This window comes from Methylobacterium sp. Leaf111 (genome assembly GCF_001423285.1).
Lineage (GTDB): Bacteria > Pseudomonadota > Alphaproteobacteria > Rhizobiales > Beijerinckiaceae > Methylobacterium.
The window spans coordinates 606,173-622,178 of sequence record NZ_LMNE01000001.1; the positions used below are offsets into that span (position 1 = coordinate 606,173).

The 16,006-nt window shown below is 70.7% G+C and carries 15 protein-coding genes; 11 read left to right on the plus strand and 4 right to left on the minus strand.

Annotated elements, in window-relative coordinates:
- The first annotated feature begins 147 nt into the window (after window positions 1–147).
- The 9 genes from ASF41_RS02670 (at window position 148) to ASF41_RS02710 (ending at window position 9,845) form a co-directional block, all read left to right on the plus strand.
- Entirely contained in the window at window positions 148–1,635 is a 1,488-nt protein-coding gene (locus ASF41_RS02670; RefSeq protein WP_056218979.1) for a replicative DNA helicase, read from the plus strand.
- Between the two features lie 118 nt (window positions 1,636–1,753).
- A complete protein-coding gene (locus tag ASF41_RS02675) occupies window positions 1,754–2,260 on the plus strand; it encodes a DUF29 domain-containing protein (RefSeq protein ID WP_082503944.1) in 507 nt (168 codons plus the stop codon).
- A 20-nt stretch (window positions 2,261–2,280) separates the two neighbouring features.
- On the plus strand, window positions 2,281–3,378 hold the full coding sequence (alr, locus tag ASF41_RS02680) for an alanine racemase (protein ID WP_056490585.1): 1,098 nt from the start codon (window positions 2,281–2,283) through the stop codon (window positions 3,376–3,378).
- A 48-nt stretch (window positions 3,379–3,426) separates the two neighbouring features.
- The gene (gene radA / locus ASF41_RS02685; protein WP_056218973.1) at window positions 3,427–4,863 is read left to right on the plus strand and encodes a DNA repair protein RadA; all 1,437 of its coding nucleotides are present in this window, start codon (window positions 3,427–3,429) and stop codon (window positions 4,861–4,863) included.
- A gap of 396 nt (window positions 4,864–5,259) precedes the next feature.
- Window positions 5,260–5,865: a CvpA family protein gene (locus ASF41_RS02690; protein ID WP_056218968.1), complete on the plus strand. Its 606-nt coding sequence runs from the start codon at window positions 5,260–5,262 to the stop codon at window positions 5,863–5,865.
- Between the two features lie 107 nt (window positions 5,866–5,972).
- Entirely contained in the window at window positions 5,973–7,463 is a 1,491-nt protein-coding gene (purF, locus tag ASF41_RS02695) for an amidophosphoribosyltransferase (protein ID WP_056218966.1), read from the plus strand.
- A gap of 7 nt (window positions 7,464–7,470) precedes the next feature.
- Entirely contained in the window at window positions 7,471–8,220 is a 750-nt protein-coding gene (locus ASF41_RS02700; RefSeq protein WP_056490588.1) for an SDR family NAD(P)-dependent oxidoreductase, read from the plus strand.
- Window positions 8,221–8,261: 41 nt separating this feature from the next.
- Window positions 8,262–8,681: a dihydrofolate reductase gene (locus ASF41_RS02705; RefSeq protein WP_056273789.1), complete on the plus strand. Its 420-nt coding sequence runs from the start codon at window positions 8,262–8,264 to the stop codon at window positions 8,679–8,681.
- A gap of 36 nt (window positions 8,682–8,717) precedes the next feature.
- Entirely contained in the window at window positions 8,718–9,845 is a 1,128-nt protein-coding gene (locus ASF41_RS02710; protein ID WP_056490590.1) for a carboxylate-amine ligase, read from the plus strand.
- A gap of 9 nt (window positions 9,846–9,854) precedes the next feature.
- On the opposite strand, the gene der is transcribed toward ASF41_RS02710, so the two are convergent.
- The 3 genes from der to ASF41_RS02725 all read right to left on the minus strand — a co-directional run bounded on the left by der (window position 9,855) and on the right by ASF41_RS02725 (window position 12,702).
- A complete protein-coding gene (der, locus tag ASF41_RS02715) occupies window positions 9,855–11,213 on the minus strand; it encodes a ribosome biogenesis GTPase Der (RefSeq protein ID WP_056353257.1) in 1,359 nt (452 codons plus the stop codon).
- 46 nt (window positions 11,214–11,259) lie between these two features.
- Window positions 11,260–11,973 (minus strand): tetratricopeptide repeat protein, encoded by a 714-nt coding sequence (locus ASF41_RS02720; RefSeq protein ID WP_056218953.1) that lies wholly within the window; start codon window positions 11,971–11,973, stop codon window positions 11,260–11,262.
- A gap of 120 nt (window positions 11,974–12,093) precedes the next feature.
- On the minus strand, window positions 12,094–12,702 hold the full coding sequence (locus tag ASF41_RS02725) for an NnrU family protein (protein ID WP_056490593.1): 609 nt from the start codon (window positions 12,700–12,702) through the stop codon (window positions 12,094–12,096).
- Window positions 12,703–12,821: 119 nt separating this feature from the next.
- Between ASF41_RS02725 and ASF41_RS02730 the strand changes: the two genes are divergently transcribed.
- On the plus strand, window positions 12,822–14,006 hold the full coding sequence (locus tag ASF41_RS02730; protein WP_056490596.1) for a hypothetical protein: 1,185 nt from the start codon (window positions 12,822–12,824) through the stop codon (window positions 14,004–14,006).
- Here the strand turns inward: ASF41_RS02730 and ASF41_RS02735 are convergent.
- Window positions 13,990–14,901, minus strand: a complete 912-nt coding sequence (locus ASF41_RS02735) for a LysR family transcriptional regulator (protein WP_056353252.1) — start codon at window positions 14,899–14,901, stop codon at window positions 13,990–13,992. The genes ASF41_RS02730 and ASF41_RS02735 overlap by 17 nt on opposite strands.
- Window positions 14,902–15,001: 100 nt before the next feature.
- Between ASF41_RS02735 and ASF41_RS02740 the strand changes: the two genes are divergently transcribed.
- The gene (locus ASF41_RS02740) at window positions 15,002–16,000 is read left to right on the plus strand and encodes an aldo/keto reductase (RefSeq protein ID WP_056490599.1); all 999 of its coding nucleotides are present in this window, start codon (window positions 15,002–15,004) and stop codon (window positions 15,998–16,000) included.
- Window positions 16,001–16,006 lie beyond the last annotated feature (6 nt).

Below are 16,006 nucleotides of genomic sequence, written 5' to 3' on the forward strand. Positions count from 1 at the left end.
GCGGCCGCGACGGAACGGGAAGCCGCAAAGCGCGAATCGGCTAAGGTTCGGCTAACCATGCCGGCGCCATGGTCGGGCGATAGCGACGTGCGGCGGCGGACCACCGCGCGGACGATGAATCGACGAGTCGGAGCCTCGAATCAGCCCATGGCCCTGCCCAACGCCCTGACGGCCAACCTTCAGCCCGTCGCGCAGGAATTCCGCGTCGCGCCGCACAACATCGATGCGGAGCAGGCCCTGCTCGGCGCGATCCTGGTGAACAACGACGCCTATTACCGGATCTCGGACTTCCTCCTGCCCGAGCACTTCATGGAGGACGTCCACCGCAAGATCTTCGAGGTGGCCTCGCAGCTCATCAAGGCGGGCAAGCTCGCGACCCCCATCACCCTGAAGACCTACCTGGGCGACGCCGACCTCGGCGGCCAGACGGTGATGCAGTACCTGGCGCGCCTCGCCGCCGAGGCCACCACCGTCATCAATGCCGGCGATTACGGCCGCACCATCTACGACCTCGCCATCCGCCGCCGCCTCATCACCATCGGCGAGGACCTGGTGAACGGCGCCTACGAGGCGCCGGTGGAATCCTCGCCCCGCGACCAGATCGAGGGCACCGAGCGGCGTCTCTACGAGCTCGCCGAATCGGGCAAGTACGATGGCGGCTTCCAGAAGTTCTCCGACGCCCTCACGGCCGCGGTGGACATGGCGGCCAAGGCCTACCAGCGCGAGGGCAAGCTCTCGGGCGTCGCCACCGGCCTGTCGGACCTCGACGCCAAGATGGGCGGCCTGCAGCGCTCGGATCTGATCATCCTCGCGGGGCGCCCGGCCATGGGCAAGACCTCGCTCGTCACCAACATCGCCTTCAACGTCGCCAAGGCCTACCAGTCGGAGAAGCTGCCGGACGGCCGGACCGAGACGAAGAACGGCGGCATCGTCGGCTTCTTCTCCCTCGAAATGTCGGCCGAGCAATTGGCGACCCGTATCATCGCCGAGCAGTCGGGCGTGCCGTCCTACAAGATCCGCCGCGGCGACATCCAGCCGGCGGAATTCTACAAGATCACCGATGCCGCCCGGGACATGCAGACGATCCCGTTCTACATCGACCAGACCGGCGGCATCTCCATCGCGCAGCTCGCCGCCCGCGCCCGGCGCCTCAAGCGCCAGAAGGGCCTCGATCTCCTCATCGTCGACTACCTGCAGCTGCTCTCCGGCTCGGGCAAGCGCAGCGACAACCGCGTGCAGGAGATGACCGAGATCACCACCGGCATGAAGGCGCTGGCCAAGGAGCTGGCGGTGCCGATCATCGCCCTGTCCCAGCTCTCCCGTCAGGTCGAGAACCGCGAGGACAAGCGCCCGCAGCTCGCCGACCTGCGCGAATCGGGCTCGATCGAGCAGGACGCCGACGTGGTGATGTTCGTCTTCCGCGAGGAATACTACGTCAACAACAAGAAGCCCCGCGAAGGCACGGAGGAGTTCTTCGCCTGGGAGGCCGAGATGAACCGCGTGCACGGCAAGGCCGAGGTGATCCTGGGCAAGCAGCGTCACGGCCCCACCGGCACCGTCGAGCTGCAGTTCGACGCCAACATCACGCGCTTCTCGGACCTTGCGCAGTCCGACCGCCTGCCGGAGCAGATGTAGGCGGGCGGCTTCTGGCCGGGGCCGCCTGTGCGCCGACGCGCCTCGCGGACGATCCAGGAATCCTGTAAGATCGCCCGCATTCGTGAACCGTCGCACTCGGACGCGAGAAGGAGCGACCGTGGCACATCCCAAGCGCGTCGAGGCCGAACCGCGCCTCGGCGCCTCCTATGACGGCGATCTGGCCGCCTGGTCCCTTGAACAGGCCGGATATCTGCGTCAGCGCGCCTGGGCGAAGCTCGACATCCCCCATCTGATCGACGAGGTGGAATCGGTGGCGCGCGCGGAACGGAACGCCCTGACGAGCGCACTTCGGATCATCCTGCTGCACCTTCTGAAATGGGACCATCAGCCGGACATGCGAAGTCGGAGCTGGACGACCTCCATCCGCGTCCAGCGCCTCGCCGCGCTGGAGCGGATGGAGGACAGTCCGAGCCTCGGAGCGCAGATGGAGGACCTCCTGGCCCGTGCCTATCGACGCGCACGGATCGAGGCGGCGGCCGAGACGAATCTCCCAGAGGCCACCTTTCCCGAGACCTGTCCCTATTCCGCCGACGCGGTGCTGAACCGTGACATGCCCTGGCCCCAGGCCGCCAACGAGAAGGCGGGCATCTCATCCGAGCCCTGAATGATTTGGAACGGCGCCCGATGCTCGAAGGCACCCACGGCGCCCGCCTCACCATCGACCTCGCGGCCATCGCGGAGAACTGGCGCCGGCTCGGCGCCCAGGCGCCGGGGGTGGCGTGCGCCGCCGTGGTCAAGGCGGATGCCTATGGCTGCGGCCTCGCCCGGGTCGCGCCCGCTCTGTGGGCGGCCGGGTGCCGGACGTTCTTCGTCGCGCACCTGAGCGAGGGGATCGCGGCCCGGGCCGTCCTGCGCGAGGCGACGATCTACGTGCTGAACGGCCTCCTGCCCGGCCTCGGCCCGACGCTGGCGGCGCATGGGCTGCGGCCGGTCCTCGGCAGTCGGGAGGAACTCGCCGAATGGGCCACCCTGGCGGAGGCCGCCGCCGCCCCCCTTCCGGCGGCCCTGCACGTGGACACCGGCATGAACCGTCTCGGCCTCTCGGTGCCCGAGGCCCTGGCACTCTCGGGCGATCCGCTGATCGCGCGCGCCGGCATCGCGCTGCTGATGACCCACCTCGTCAGCGCCGAACTGGCGAGCGACCCGGTCAACGGGCGCCAGAGGGCGGATTTTGCGCGGGTCCGGGCGGCGCATCCCGGACTGCCAGGCTCCTTCGCCAACTCCTCCGGAATTTTCCTGGGGGCGGCGGCGCATCACGACCTGCTGCGGCCCGGCTACGCCCTGTTCGGCGGCAACCCGACCCCGTGGAAGCCCAACCCGATGCGGCCGGTGGTGCGGTTGGACGCGCAGGTCGCGCAGATCCGCGACGTCTCGCCGGGAGAGACCTGCGGCTATAACGGCCGCTGGCGGGCCACCGAGCCGCGGCGGCTGGCGACCCTCTCGATGGGCTACGCGGACGGCTATCCGCGCGCCGCGAGCGGACGCGGCATCGCCCTGGTCGACGGCGTCCGCTGCCCCATCCTCGGGCTGATCTCGATGGACCTCGTCATCCTCGACGTCACCGACGCCCCCGAGACCCGGCGCGGCACGACCGCGACCCTGATCGGCGACGCCCTCGACGTCGACACGGTCGGACGCGCCGCCGGCACCATCGGCTACGAGATCCTGACGGGTCTGGGTTCTCGCTATGTTCGCCATTATGTGACAGGAACCGGGGGCTGACCTCCGCCTGATCCGGGCGAGTCCTCCGGCTCCTCCAGCGGAATCGCGATGGCCAAGATCCAACAGAGCTTCGTCTGCCAGTCCTGCGGGGCGGTCTACAACCGCTGGCGCGGGCGCTGCGAGGCCTGCAACGGCTGGAACACCATCGTGGAGGAGACCGGGGCCACCGGTCCTCAGTCCGGGCCGGTCAAGACGCGGCCGAGCCGGGCCCGCGGCCGCGTCTTCGCCCTGGAGGGCCTGACCGGCGCGGTAAAGGAGGCGCCGCGCATCCCGTCGGGGATCAACGAGCTCGACCGCGTCACCGGGGGCGGCTTCGTGCGCGGTTCGGTGATCCTCCTGGGCGGCGATCCCGGCATCGGCAAGTCGACCCTGCTGATGCAGGCCTCCGCCGCCATGGCCCGCACGGGCGAGCGCGTCGTCTACATCTCGGGCGAGGAGGCGGTGGCGCAGGTGCGCCTGCGGGCCGAGCGCCTGGGCCTGACCTCGGCGGCGGTCGAACTGGCGGCCGAGACCAATGTCGAGGACATCGTCGAGACCCTGTCGCAGGGGCGCCCGCCGGCGCTCGCCATCATCGATTCGATCCAGACCATGTGGACCGAGACCGTGGAATCCGCCCCCGGCACCGTCACGCAGGTGCGCGGCTCGGCCCAGACTTTGATCCGCTTCGCCAAGACCAGCGGCACGGCGGTGATCCTCGTCGGGCACGTGACCAAGGACGGCCAGATCGCCGGCCCCCGCGTCGTCGAGCACATGGTCGATGCCGTCGCCTCCTTCGAGGGCGACCAGGGTCATCACTTCCGCATCCTGCGCGCGGTGAAGAACCGCTTCGGGCCCACCGACGAGATCGGCGTGTTCGAGATGACCGACATGGGACTGGCCGAGGTTCCGAATCCGTCCGCGCTGTTCCTCGCCGGCCGCGACCACGCGGCCCCCGGCACCGCGGTCTTCGCCGGCATGGAGGGCACGCGCCCGCTCCTCGTCGAGATCCAGGCCCTCGTGGCGCCCTCCTCCCTCGGGATGCCCCGTCGGGCGGTGGTCGGCTGGGACCCGAACCGCCTTTCGATGGTGCTGGCGGTGCTGGAGGCCCATGGCGGCATCCGCCTGGGAACGCACGACGTCTACCTCAACGTGGCGGGCGGCCTGCGCATCTCGGAGCCCGCCGCCGATCTCGCGGTGGCCGCCGCCCTGGTCTCGTCCCTGTCCGGGGCCACGCTGCCGCCCGAGACGGTGTATTTCGGCGAGATCGGGCTCTCCGGTGCGGTCCGCCCGGTGGCCCAGGCCCCGGCGCGGCTCAAGGAGGCGCTGAAGCTCGGCTTCGCCAAGGCGGTGATGCCGCAGGGGCGCGGCGAGGGCGGCGACGGCGCCCTCTCGACGGAGGCCCTGCGCCACATCGCCGACATGGTGGCGGGCATCGCCAGCAACGGTCCGCGCCGGGTCGCGCAGCGCCGCGGCCACAACCCGCCCGATTACGGCGACGACGATTAGGCCCTCGGCCGAACGGGCGGCCCGGTGAGCCGGCCTCGCTCGAGACCTCGGATCAGGTCTAGCGCCGGCCCGAGCGGAGGGCCGACAGACGATTCCGGCCGGGCGGAAGGTCAGGCCCGCGATCCCGGCGATGTGTTTCGGGGCAAAACCAGAAAACGGCCGGCACGCCGCCGAACAACGCGGCGCTCGGCCGGCTTTCTTGCCGTCGGAAACGGCCGGAGGACGTCGTCATGGAACCGGGCGTCACGCCGGACCCGCACGAGCACCGGACGGGAATGGGCCTCCACGCCAGGGTGACGGCCGAGTTTCCGCACGATATACAGGGCCGCGGCCGGGGGAAGCCGCACGATCCGGTCATCGTCGCCGCTCCGCCCCTTGAAGTGACAATCGTCAGAGATGCCGTTCTCCGTTCTCGATCTCGTCGTGCTGGGTATCGTCGTGGTCTCGGCGCTGTTGGCCGCCGTGCGCGGCGCGACCCGCGAAGTGCTCGCCATCATCGCCTGGGTCGCCGCCGCCGCCATCGCCTGGAAATTCCATCCGCTCCTGCTGCCCACCGTCAGCCAGCACGTGACGAATGCCACCGTCGCCCTGGTGGCCTCGATCGCGGCGATCTTCCTGGTGACGCTGATCGTCGTGTCGATCATCACCGTGAAGGTGTCGGACATGATCCTCGATTCGCGCATCGGCGCGATCGACCGTTCGCTGGGCTTCCTGTTCGGCGCCGGCCGCGGCTTCCTGATCTGCGTCATCGGGTGGGTGTTCCTGGCCTGGCTCGTGCAGGGCAAGATGCCACCCTGGGCGTCCGAGGCCCGCAGCCGCCCGATGCTGGAGAAATCCGGCGAGGCCCTGGTGGCCCAGCTGCCCGAGAATCCGGAAGGCTTGCTGAAGCAGTTCAAGAAGCCCAAGACCGAGACGCCGGCCGATCCCGTCGAGCCGCCGGAAGGGGAAGTCCCGGCCCAGCGCCGCACCGAAGCGCCAGCCACGCCTGCCCCGCGACGCTGATCTGCGTCCCTGCGCGCTTGGTTGCAGCGCGAAGGCCGACTACATGACGCCTTCTTGACGGTGCCCGCCCGGGATTCGCGCGGGGCCAAGCAGGGAACGACATCATCATGTCTGTAGCCAAGTCGAGCGCCCGCCCCCCTGTCGAGGTCGTGGACGGGCTCGACCGCGACGGCGACACGCTGCGCGAGGAGTGCGGCGTGTTCGGCATCTTCGGCCATCCCGATGCCTCCGCCATCGTCGCCCTCGGCCTGCACGCCCTGCAGCATCGCGGCCAGGAGGCGGCCGGCATCGTCTCCTTCGACGGGGCGGTCTTCCATTCCGAGCGCCGGCCCGGCCTCGTCGGCGATTCGTTCTCGGATCGCTCGACCATCGAGCATCTCGAAGGGCCGGCCGCCATCGGCCACGTCCGCTACTCCACCACCGGCGGCACCATCCTGCGCAACGTGCAGCCGCTCTTCGCCGAACTCGCCAGCGGCGGCCTCGCCGTGGCCCACAACGGCAACCTCACCAACGCCCTCTCGATCCGCCGCGACCTCGTGCGCGACGGCGCCATCACCCAGTCCACCTCCGACACGGAGGTGATCCTGCACCTGGCCGCCCGCTCCCGGGCGCCGCGCATCGTCGAGCGCTTCACCGAGGCCCTGCGCCAGATCGAGGGCGCCTACGCCATCGTGGCGCTCACCAACAAGAAGCTCATCGGCGCCCGCGATCCCATGGGCATCCGCCCCCTGGTGCTCGGCGAGCTCGACGGCCGCTACATCCTGGCCTCCGAGACCTGCGCCCTCGACATCATCGGCGCCAAGTTCATCCGCGACATCGAGAACGGCGAGATCGTGGTGATCTCGGAAGAGGGCATCGAATCGCTTCGCTTCGCCCCGGCCCAGCCGATGCGGCCGTGCATCTTCGAGTACATCTACTTCGCCCGGCCGGATTCGGTGGTGAACGGCAAGAGCGTCTACGCCGTACGCAAGAACATCGGCCACGAACTGGCCCGGGAATCGGCGACGGAGGCCGATGTGGTCATCCCGGTGCCGGATTCGGGCGTGCCGGCGGCGCTGGGCTTCGCCCAGGAGACCGGCCTGCCCTTCGAGATGGGCATCATCCGCAACCACTATGTCGGGCGCACCTTCATCCAGCCGACCCAGTCGGTGCGCGAGCTCGGCGTCCGCATGAAGCACTCGGCCAACCGCGCGGTGGTCGAAGGCAAGCGCATCGTGCTGGTTGACGACAGCCTCGTGCGCGGCACCACCTCGGTGAAGATCGTGCGCATGATGCGCGAGGCCGGCGCCCGCGAGGTGCATTTCCGGATCGCCTCGCCGCCGATCACCTACCCGGACTTCTACGGCATCGACACGCCGGAGCGGGAGAAGCTGCTCGCCGCCACCCACGATCTCGAGGGCATGCGCCGCTACATCGGCGCCGATTCGCTGGCCTTCCTATCCATCGACGGCCTCTACAAGGCCATGGGCGAGGCGCGGCGCGACGAGGCCTGCCCGCAATACACCGACCATTGCTTCACCGGCGACTACCCGACGGGCCTGACAGATCTCGCCATCGCGGGACCGCGGCGCCTCGCCATGCTCGCCGAAGCCGATTGAGCGTCCGATGAGCGACCCGACCCAGCCGCTCGCCGGCCGCCTCGCCGTCGTCACCGGCGCCTCGCGCGGCATCGGCCGCGCCGCCGCCCTCGCCCTGGCCCAGGCCGGCGCCCACATCGTCGCCGTCGCTCGGACGCAAGGGGGCCTCGAAGAGCTCGACGACGCCATCCGGGGCATCGGCGGCAGCGCCACCCTCGTGCCCCTCGACCTGACGGACTACGACGCCATCGACCGCCTCGGTGCGGGCATCCACGAGCGCTGGCAGCGCCTCGACATCCTGGTGGGCAATGCCGGCATCCTCGGCAACCTCACGCCGATCGGGCACGTGACGCCGAAGACCTGGGCGCAGGTGATGGAGATCAACGTCACGGCGAATTACCGCCTGATCCGCTCGTTCGATCCGCTGCTGCGGGCCTCCGATGCGGGCCGGGCCATCTTCGTGACCTCCGGCGCCGCCCAGAAGTGCCGGGCCTATTGGGGGCCCTACTCCGTCTCGAAGGCCGCCCTCGACGCCCTCGTGCGCACCTACGCGGCCGAGACCGCGACGACGCCCGTACGGGCCATGCTGCTGAATCCCGGCCCCTTGCGGACCGCGATGCGCAAGGCCGCGATGCCGGGCGAGGACGAGACGACCCTGAAGACCCCGGAGGATCTCGCGCCGCACTTCGTGCGCCTGGCCAGCCCGGATTTTTCGGAGTCCGGCAAGATCTACGACTTCCCGAGCGATCGGATCCTGACGCCGCAGATGGCGTGCTGACGCCGGACGTCGTCCCTCCTCCTCCGTTCTTCGAGACCGCCATGATCGACGTTCGCTGCATCTGCGCCATCGGCCTTCGCGGACAGCTGGGCCTCAACGGGCACCTGCCCTGGGAGGGCAACACCGATCCGCTCTTCGTCGAGGACGTGACGCGGTTCTTCGCCGTCACCATGGGCCACGTCCTGATCGCCGGGCCGAAGACCATCGCGTCGGTGCCCGAATTCGCCTTCCGGGACCGGACCATCGACGTCATCCGCAGCCACGAGGACCCGCAGGCCGTGCTGGCGCGCTATCCCGGGCGGCGCATCTTCGTGGGCGGCGGCATCGCGGTCTGGAACGTCTACGCCAAGTATATCCAGCACTGGGACATCACCCGCCTGCCCTACGACGGCGAGGCCGACCGCTGGTTCGACCCCGCCTGGCTCGTGGGCGGCCCCGCGCGGGCACAAACCGGCGCCTGACGGGTTGAGGGGAGCCACCCTTCCACAAGGCTCCCGATGACCTCAGCCCCTTACCGCTTCGGCATCGAGGAAGAGTACTTCCTGGCGGATGCCGAGACACGCGGCACCCCCCGTCGCTCGGTGAAGCCCTTCCACGTCCAGGCCGGCGAGGAATTGCCCGAGATCGGGCGCGAACTGCTCCAGTGCCAGATCGAGGTCTGCACCCCGCCCTCCACGGACTTCGCGCAGGCGCGGGACGTCCTGTCGCGCCAGCGCTCGGCCCTGGGCAAGCTCGGGCGCGAGCACGGCCTCCTCGTGTTCGCGGCGGGCACGCATCCGGTGGCGGACTGGGCGCGCCAGCTTCCCACCAAGGGCGACCGCTACCGGGGCATCCTGCGCGACGTCGGCCTCGCCGGGCGCCGCAGCCTGATCTGCGGCATGCACGTCCACGTGGAGGTGCCCGATCCCGACGCCCGCGTCGACCTGATGAACCGGCTCCTGCCCTACCAGCCGTTGCTCCTCGCCCTCTCGGCCTCGTCGCCGTTCTGGCAGGGCAAGCCGACGGGCCTCAGCGCCTATCGCCTCAGCGCCTTCGGCGAGTTGCCCCGCACCGGCCTGCCCGATCTCTTCGCCGACACGGCCGCCTACGACCGCTACGTGCGGATCATGACCCGGGCCGGCTCGATCCAGGATGCGAGCTTCCTGTGGTGGTCGCTGCGCCCCTCGATCAAGTTCCCGACCCTCGAATTGCGGATCGCCGATTCCTGCACCCGACTGGAGGACGCGCTGACCATCGCGGCGCTCTACCGCTGCCTCGTCCGTCTGATGGTGCGCCGGCCGGAGCTCAACGCCGACCTCGACGGCGTCTCCCGGGCGCTCGCCCAGGAGAACCTGTGGCGGGCCCAGCGCAGCGGCACCGAGGCCGAGCTGATCGACGAGGCGAGCGAGGAGGCCCTGCCCTTCGCCCGGGCCCTGGACGATCTCCTCGTGCTCATCGCCGAGGACGCCGCCGCCCTCGGCTGCGAAGCGGAGGTGGCGCAGGCCCGCCGTATCCTCGCGGACGGCACCAGCGCCGAGCGCCAGGCGGCCACCTTCGAGGGGGCCCGCGACGGCGACACCTCGAACCGCCAGGCCCTCGATGCCGTCGTGGATTGGCTGGCGCAGACGACCTGCGGAGCGGCCTGAGCCCGAGGCTCAGCCCTTGTTTTCCCGGTCGAAGGGATTCTTCGAGGTGCGCAGGGACAGCCGGATCGGCGTACCGGGCAGTTCGAACGCCTCACGCAGGGCGTTGACGAGGTAGCGGGTGTAGGATTTCGGCAGGCCGTCGAGCTGGTTGCCGAACAGGGCGAAGTGCGGCGGCCGCGCCTTCACCTGGGTGGCGTAGCGGATCTTGATCCGGCGGCCCGACACCGCCGGGGGCGGGTTGCGCTGGGTGGCGGCGCTGAGCCAGTCGTTGATCCGCGAGGTGGAGACGCGGGTGCTCCAGATCTCCTCGGCGTTGGTCACGGCCTGCATCAGCTTGTCGATGCCTTCGCCGGCGAGGCCGGAGAGCGGCACCACGGAGACGCCGCGGACCTGCGGCAGCAGGCGGGTGCAATCCTCGCGCAGCTTCTTCAGGAGGCCGTTCTGGTCGGCCACGAGGTCCCACTTGTTCAGGCCGATGACGAGGGCGCGGCCCTCGCTCTCGATCAGGTCGACGATAGTCAGGTCCTGCTTCTCGAACGGAATCGTGGCGTCGAGGAGCACCACCACCACCTCGGCGAAGCGCACGGCGCGCAGGCCGTCAGAGACCGCGAGCTTCTCGAGCTTGTCGTCGATGCGCGCCTTGCGGCGCATGCCGGCGGTGTCGTGGAGCTTGATCCGGCGGCCGCGCCATTCCCAGTCGAGGGAGATCGAATCGCGGGTGATGCCCGCCTCCGGACCGACGAGCAGGCGCTCCTCGCCGAGCATCCGGTTAATTAAGGTCGACTTGCCCGCATTGGGGCGGCCGACGATGGCGACCTTGAGGGAGCGGTTCGACGGATCGTCGTCGTATTCCTCGTCGTCGTCGTCGGGCTTCGGCAGGGACTCGATCAGCGCGTCGTGCAACTCGCCGATGCCCTCGCCGTGCTCGGCCGAGAACGGGATCGGGTCGCCGAGGCCCAGGGAGAACGCCTCGTAGGCGCCCGACAGGCCCGCGCCCCCTTCCGCCTTGTTGGCGATGAGAATCACCGGGCAGCCGGCCCGCCGCACCATCTCGGCGAAGGGCTGGTCCGCCGGGAGCACGCCCGCGCGGGCGTCGATCACGAACAGCACCACGTCGGCCTCGAGGATCGCGGCCTCGGTCTGAGCGCGCATGCGGCCGATCAGCGAGCCGGGATCGGCCTCTTCGAGGCCGGCGGTGTCGATGATGCGGAAGACGAGACCACCGAAATTGACGTCGCCCTCGCGCCGGTCGCGGGTCACGCCGGGGCGGTCGTCCACCAGGGCGAGCTTCTTGCCCACGAGGCGGTTGAACAGGGTCGACTTGCCGACGTTCGGCCGTCCGACGATCGCGACGGTCGGCATATCCATGGTGTGCTCGTTTCGATCAGGCGTCCGTGAGAAGCGGGTCGAGGGCTCAGCGCGTGACGGGTGGGGGAGCGGCCGGGGCGGCGGGGGCCGCAGCGGTCACGGTGACGGGTCCGCCGGCCACCAGGGCCGCGTAGACCTCGATGCGCTGGCGCAGGTTCTGCGGCGTCTGCGGGTCGGCGTTGATCTGGTCGAACCAGCGCCCGGCGCCGTCGTAGTCGCCGCGCTTCAGGGCGACGAGGCCCAGCATCTCGCGGGCGGTGTGGCGGAAGGGGCCGTTCGGCGCGGCGAGGCCCTGGAGCGTCGCCAGGGCGGCGTCGGGCTCCGTGCCGTCGAGGCGCAGCAGGGCCGAGCGCAGGCGGGCGAGGTCACGCAGGCCCGTGCTCACGCGGGTGTCGTTGGCCAGCGCGTCGTACTCGGCGGCCCCGGCCTTCGGGTCTCGCTTGGCGGTCTCCGTGGCGGACCGGAAGCGCGCCAGGAGGGCGTAGCCGGACGGTGCATCGCTCTCGATCGCCTCGAAGGCCTTGTCGGCTTCCGCGGCCTTGCCCTCACGGGCGAGGCGGTTGGCGACCTCGAAGCGCTCGGAGGCCGCCTCGGCGCGCACGCGCTGGTCGTGCTGCCAGTAGCGCCAGCCGCCGACAGCGACCACCACGAGGACCGCCAGGGCGATGATCACGCCGCTGTAGCGGCGCCAGATCTCGGCGACCTGATCCCGGCGATAGTCCTCGTTGACCTCGCGGATGAACTCGTTGTTTTCGGCCATGTCGTCTCACGCCGATCGGGAACCGAGCGGCCGCTGCATGAAGATGAAGGCTTGCGCCTATCACAGGCGCAGGCGGTTGGCGACCGGCTTCGACGCGAGGCCCTTCGGTCCGGACGCGTCTCAGGCCTGGCCCGGCCAGGCGGCGACGCCGATCAGGAGCGGATGCAGGTAGCGCGCGAACGCGAACCAGACCGCCAGCCCGATCACCACCGCCAGGGCGTCGTTGCGCCAGCCCGCCGGTGCGGCGGCGGGGCCGCCATGCTGCGCGGCCACGGCGCCGGGGGCGAGGGCCCGCCGCTTGGCGCTGATCCGGGCCATCACCGCCCAGGCGAGGAAGCTGCCGAACAGCAGGATCGAGCCGAGGTCGCCATTGGCCAGCAGGTGCGCGGTGGCCCAGATCTTCACGGCCAGCAGCATCGGGTGCTTGGCCCGGGCGCGGATGTGCCCCGGCAGGTAGGCCGAGGCCAGGGCGACGAAGGCCAGGGCGGTCAGGAGCAGGGCGAGGTGGCGGGTCCAGACCGGCGGGTCCCACACGGCGATGTAGCCGGACTGGCGATAGCGGTGGAAACCGTAGGCGATCAGCACGAGGCCCAGGAGGGAGGCCAGGGTGTAGGCGAGCTTGTAGCGGCCCTCGCCGACCTGATCGATCACCCGCGCCCGCCGTGCCCGTGCCATGGAGAAGGCATGCGTGCCGAGGAAGAGCACGAGCCCGAGGATGAGGAGGAGCATGGAAGGCCTTCGCGGGAGGGCGTCGGGGATCTGTGGACAGGGCCGGAATCGGACGCGTGCGCACAATCGAACTGTAACGGTTCAAAACCCAATCTGCGGCCGATGTCCAGGGACCCCCGATGACGCGCCCCCTTCCCCTCGCGGCCCAGCTCCTGCTCGCGCTGGTCTGCCTCGGCGGCCCGGCGCGCGCCGCCGCGGAGCCGCCGCTCTCCGCCCTGACCCTGGTCGGCCCCCCGGTGGTGATGTTCAAAGCCGGGCGCGACGCCTGCGACGGGGTCGACGTGCCCGACGCCTCGGCCCGCGCCTTCCGCGAGGCCTCAGGCGCCGTCGCCCTGTTCGGCATGCACTACCGGAACCGCGCCTTCCGCGGTCCCCGCCTCGACGCCCTGAAACTGGACTGCGCGGTGGTGCTCGAATCCGGCGGCAAGGCCGATCCGGCCGCCTACGACGACGCCTCGTGGATCACCGCCACCTGGACCGAGGACGGCCGCGCCGTCGCCGCCCTGGTCCACCACGAGTACCGGGCCAACGAGCATCCGGGCCGCTGCCGCGCCAAGGAGTACATGGCGTGCTGGTACAACAGCGTGGTGGCGGCCGCCTCGACCGATGGCGGACGCAGCTTCACCCGCGCGACCCCACCGGTGGTCGTGGCCGGCGCCCCCTTCCGCCAGGAGGTCGGGCAGGGCAGCCATCGCGGCTTCTTCAATCCGTCGAATGTCTTCTCGGACGGGATCTGGCGCTACTTCCTCGCCTCCACCACGGGCTGGACACGGCCCGGCAGCGACCAGTCCGCGGGGGTCTGCCTGTTCCGCACCCGCGATCCCGCCGACCCGACGCAGTGGCGCGCCTGGACCGGCACCGGCTACACGGCGGCCTTCCCCGACCCCTACGCGAAGCCCGCCAAGGCGGCGGCGACCTGTGCGCCGGTCGCGCCGTTCCCGACACCGGTCGGGGCCGTCGTGCGCCACCGGGGCAGCGGCGCCTGGATCGCGGTCTTCATGGCCAAGGCCGGGCCGGGCTTTCCGCAATCTGGCTTCTACTGGACCACCTCCCGCGACCTGCTGGACTGGGACACGCCGCGCCTGCTCCTGGCCGGCGCCACCCTGTACGACGATCCCTGCCGGGCGCCCGGCGGACTCATCGCCTACCCGTCGCTGCTCGATCCCGACGCGCAGGGGCGCAACTTCGACGACACCGGCGACACGGCCTTCCTCACCTACGTGACCCTGCGCACCGAAGGCTGCACCATCACCTCCGATCGCGACCTTCTCCGGCGCAACCTCGCGATCAAGGTGTGGCCGTGAGCCCCGCCTCCGGCCGCCGCACGAGGTCGATGAAGGCCTGCAGCGGCGGGGGGATCTGGCGCCGGCCGGCATAGTACAGGAACAGCCCGGGGAAGCTCGGACACCAGTCGGGCATCAGGCGGACGAGCCGACCGGACGCCAGGAGGTCGGCGACGCTGTCCTCGAAGACCAGGCCGAGGCCGAGCCCCGCCAGGGCCGCCTGCACGATCATCTCCTGATCGTTGACGACGAGGGGACCGTCGACGGAGACCGCCAGCGCCCGCCCGTCCTTCTCCAGTTCCCAGCGATACACCGCACCGCCGGGAAAGCGCTGCCGGATGCAGCGGTGCGCCACGAGATCGGCCGGGCTCTCGGGCGTCGGCCGTCCGGCCAGATAGGCGGGGGCGCCCACTAGGGCGAAGCGCTGGGGCCCTCCGAGGGGCACCGCGATCATGTCGCCGGCCAGGTGCTCGCCGAACCGGACGCCGGCATCGAACCCGCCGGCCACCACATCGGTCAGCGCATCGTCCCCCACGACCTCGACGCGGACGCCGGGATAGAGCGCGAGGTACCGCGCCACCAGCGGCATCAGGACGAGCCGGCAGGCCGAGCGCGGCGCGTTGATGCGCAGGGCGCCACCGAGCGTGGCGCGGAACGCGCCGGCGGCTCCGACCGCCGCGGCGATCTCGGCCAGGGCCGGCCCGATCCCCGCGAGCAGGGCCGCCCCCGCCTCGGTCGGCGCGACGCTGCGGGTGGTCCGGTGAAGCAGACGCACCCCCATCCGGGTCTCCAGGCCCCGCAGGGCGTGGCTCAGCGCGGAGGGGGACACCCCGAGTTCGAGGGCGGCCCGCCGGAAGCTGCCGTGCCGGGCGATGGCCGCGAACGCCGCGAGGTCCGCGAGGTCGGCCCGCTGCATTGATGAGCCTCGCTCAACGGTTCGTCCAGGAGTGTCGATCTTATCGCTGATCCGGCCCCATGGCACACCGATGCGGCGAATTCCGAATCCAGGCACCGCGATGCGACAGCACCCCCTCGGCCAGACCGGCCTCACCATCTCCGTCCCCGGCCTCGGCTGCATGGGCATGTCCAAATTCTACGGGCCGGCCGACGAGACGGAGTGCCTCGACGCCCTCGCGGCGGCCCTCAACCTCGGCTACGACTTCCTCGACACCGCCGACACCTACGGGCTCGGCCATAACGAGACCCTATTGGGCCGCTTCCTGAAGGGCCGCCGCGACCGGGTCGTGCTCGCCACGAAGTTCGGCATCGTCCGCCCCTACCACAGCCCCGACGACAGCGCGAAGCGGCGGATCGACAACACGCCGGCCTATCTCACCGCGGCCTGCGAGGCGTCGCTGACCCGGCTCGGCGTCGAGACCATCGATCTCTACTACTGCCACCGTCGCAACCCGGAGACCCCGCTAGCCGAGATGATCGGCGCGATGGCGCGCTTGGTCGAGCAGGGCAAGGTGCGCGGACTCGGTCTGTCCGAGGTCTCGCCCGAAACCCTGCGGGCCGCCCACGCGATTCATCCGATCGCGGCGGTCCAGAGCGAGTATTCGCTGTGGAGCCGGGGAGCCGAGGACGAGATGCTGCAGACCTGCCGTGACCTCGACGTCACCTTCGTGGCATACGCACCGCTTGGACGCGGGTTCCTCACCGGCACCCTCGATCCGGCGCGGCTCGCCGCGGACGATTTCCGCCGGGGAAATCCGCGCTTCCAGGCCGACGCCCTGGCCCGGAATCAGCGTCTGCTCGACGGGCTCGCGGCCGTCGCAGCCCGCCGGAACGCCAGCTCCGGCCAGATCGCCCTCGCCTGGCTCGTCGACCGGGCACCGGGCGTGGTGCCGATCCCCGGTACCCGGCGCGTGGCCCGCCTCGCCGAGAACGCCGCCGCCATGGACCTCGCGCTCACCCCCGGCGAGATCGCCGAGCTCGACGGGTTGTTCCCGCCCGGCGCCGCCGCCGGCGCCCGCTATGCCGAGGGCGGAACCGCCGGCATCGAGGTTCTGTGACGACCG

Excerpts from the sequence above, each read along its gene's own strand:
- ASF41_RS02720 (WP_056218953.1), bottom strand. The coding sequence starts at position 11,973 with ATGGCCGAAAACAACGAGTTCATCCGCGAGGTCAACGAGGACTATCGC.
- ASF41_RS02690 (WP_056218968.1), top strand. The coding sequence starts at position 5,260 with ATGCCGTTCTCCGTTCTCGATCTCGTCGTGCTGGGTATCGTCGTGGTC.
- ASF41_RS02705 (WP_056273789.1), top strand. The coding sequence starts at position 8,262 with ATGATCGACGTTCGCTGCATCTGCGCCATCGGCCTTCGCGGACAGCTG.
- ASF41_RS02735 (WP_056353252.1), bottom strand. The coding sequence starts at position 14,901 with ATGCAGCGGGCCGACCTCGCGGACCTCGCGGCGTTCGCGGCCATCGCC.
- der (WP_056353257.1), bottom strand. The coding sequence starts at position 11,213 with ATGGATATGCCGACCGTCGCGATCGTCGGACGGCCGAACGTCGGCAAG.
- ASF41_RS02700 (WP_056490588.1), top strand. The coding sequence starts at position 7,471 with ATGAGCGACCCGACCCAGCCGCTCGCCGGCCGCCTCGCCGTCGTCACC.
- ASF41_RS02710 (WP_056490590.1), top strand. The coding sequence starts at position 8,718 with ATGACCTCAGCCCCTTACCGCTTCGGCATCGAGGAAGAGTACTTCCTG.
- purF (WP_056218966.1), top strand. The coding sequence starts at position 5,973 with ATGTCTGTAGCCAAGTCGAGCGCCCGCCCCCCTGTCGAGGTCGTGGAC.
- radA (WP_056218973.1), top strand. The coding sequence starts at position 3,427 with ATGGCCAAGATCCAACAGAGCTTCGTCTGCCAGTCCTGCGGGGCGGTC.
- ASF41_RS02730 (WP_056490596.1), top strand. The coding sequence starts at position 12,822 with ATGACGCGCCCCCTTCCCCTCGCGGCCCAGCTCCTGCTCGCGCTGGTC.
- ASF41_RS02740 (WP_056490599.1), top strand. The coding sequence starts at position 15,002 with ATGCGACAGCACCCCCTCGGCCAGACCGGCCTCACCATCTCCGTCCCC.
- ASF41_RS02725 (WP_056490593.1), bottom strand. The coding sequence starts at position 12,702 with ATGCTCCTCCTCATCCTCGGGCTCGTGCTCTTCCTCGGCACGCATGCC.
- ASF41_RS02670 (WP_056218979.1), top strand. The coding sequence starts at position 148 with ATGGCCCTGCCCAACGCCCTGACGGCCAACCTTCAGCCCGTCGCGCAG.
- alr (WP_056490585.1), top strand. The coding sequence starts at position 2,281 with ATGCTCGAAGGCACCCACGGCGCCCGCCTCACCATCGACCTCGCGGCC.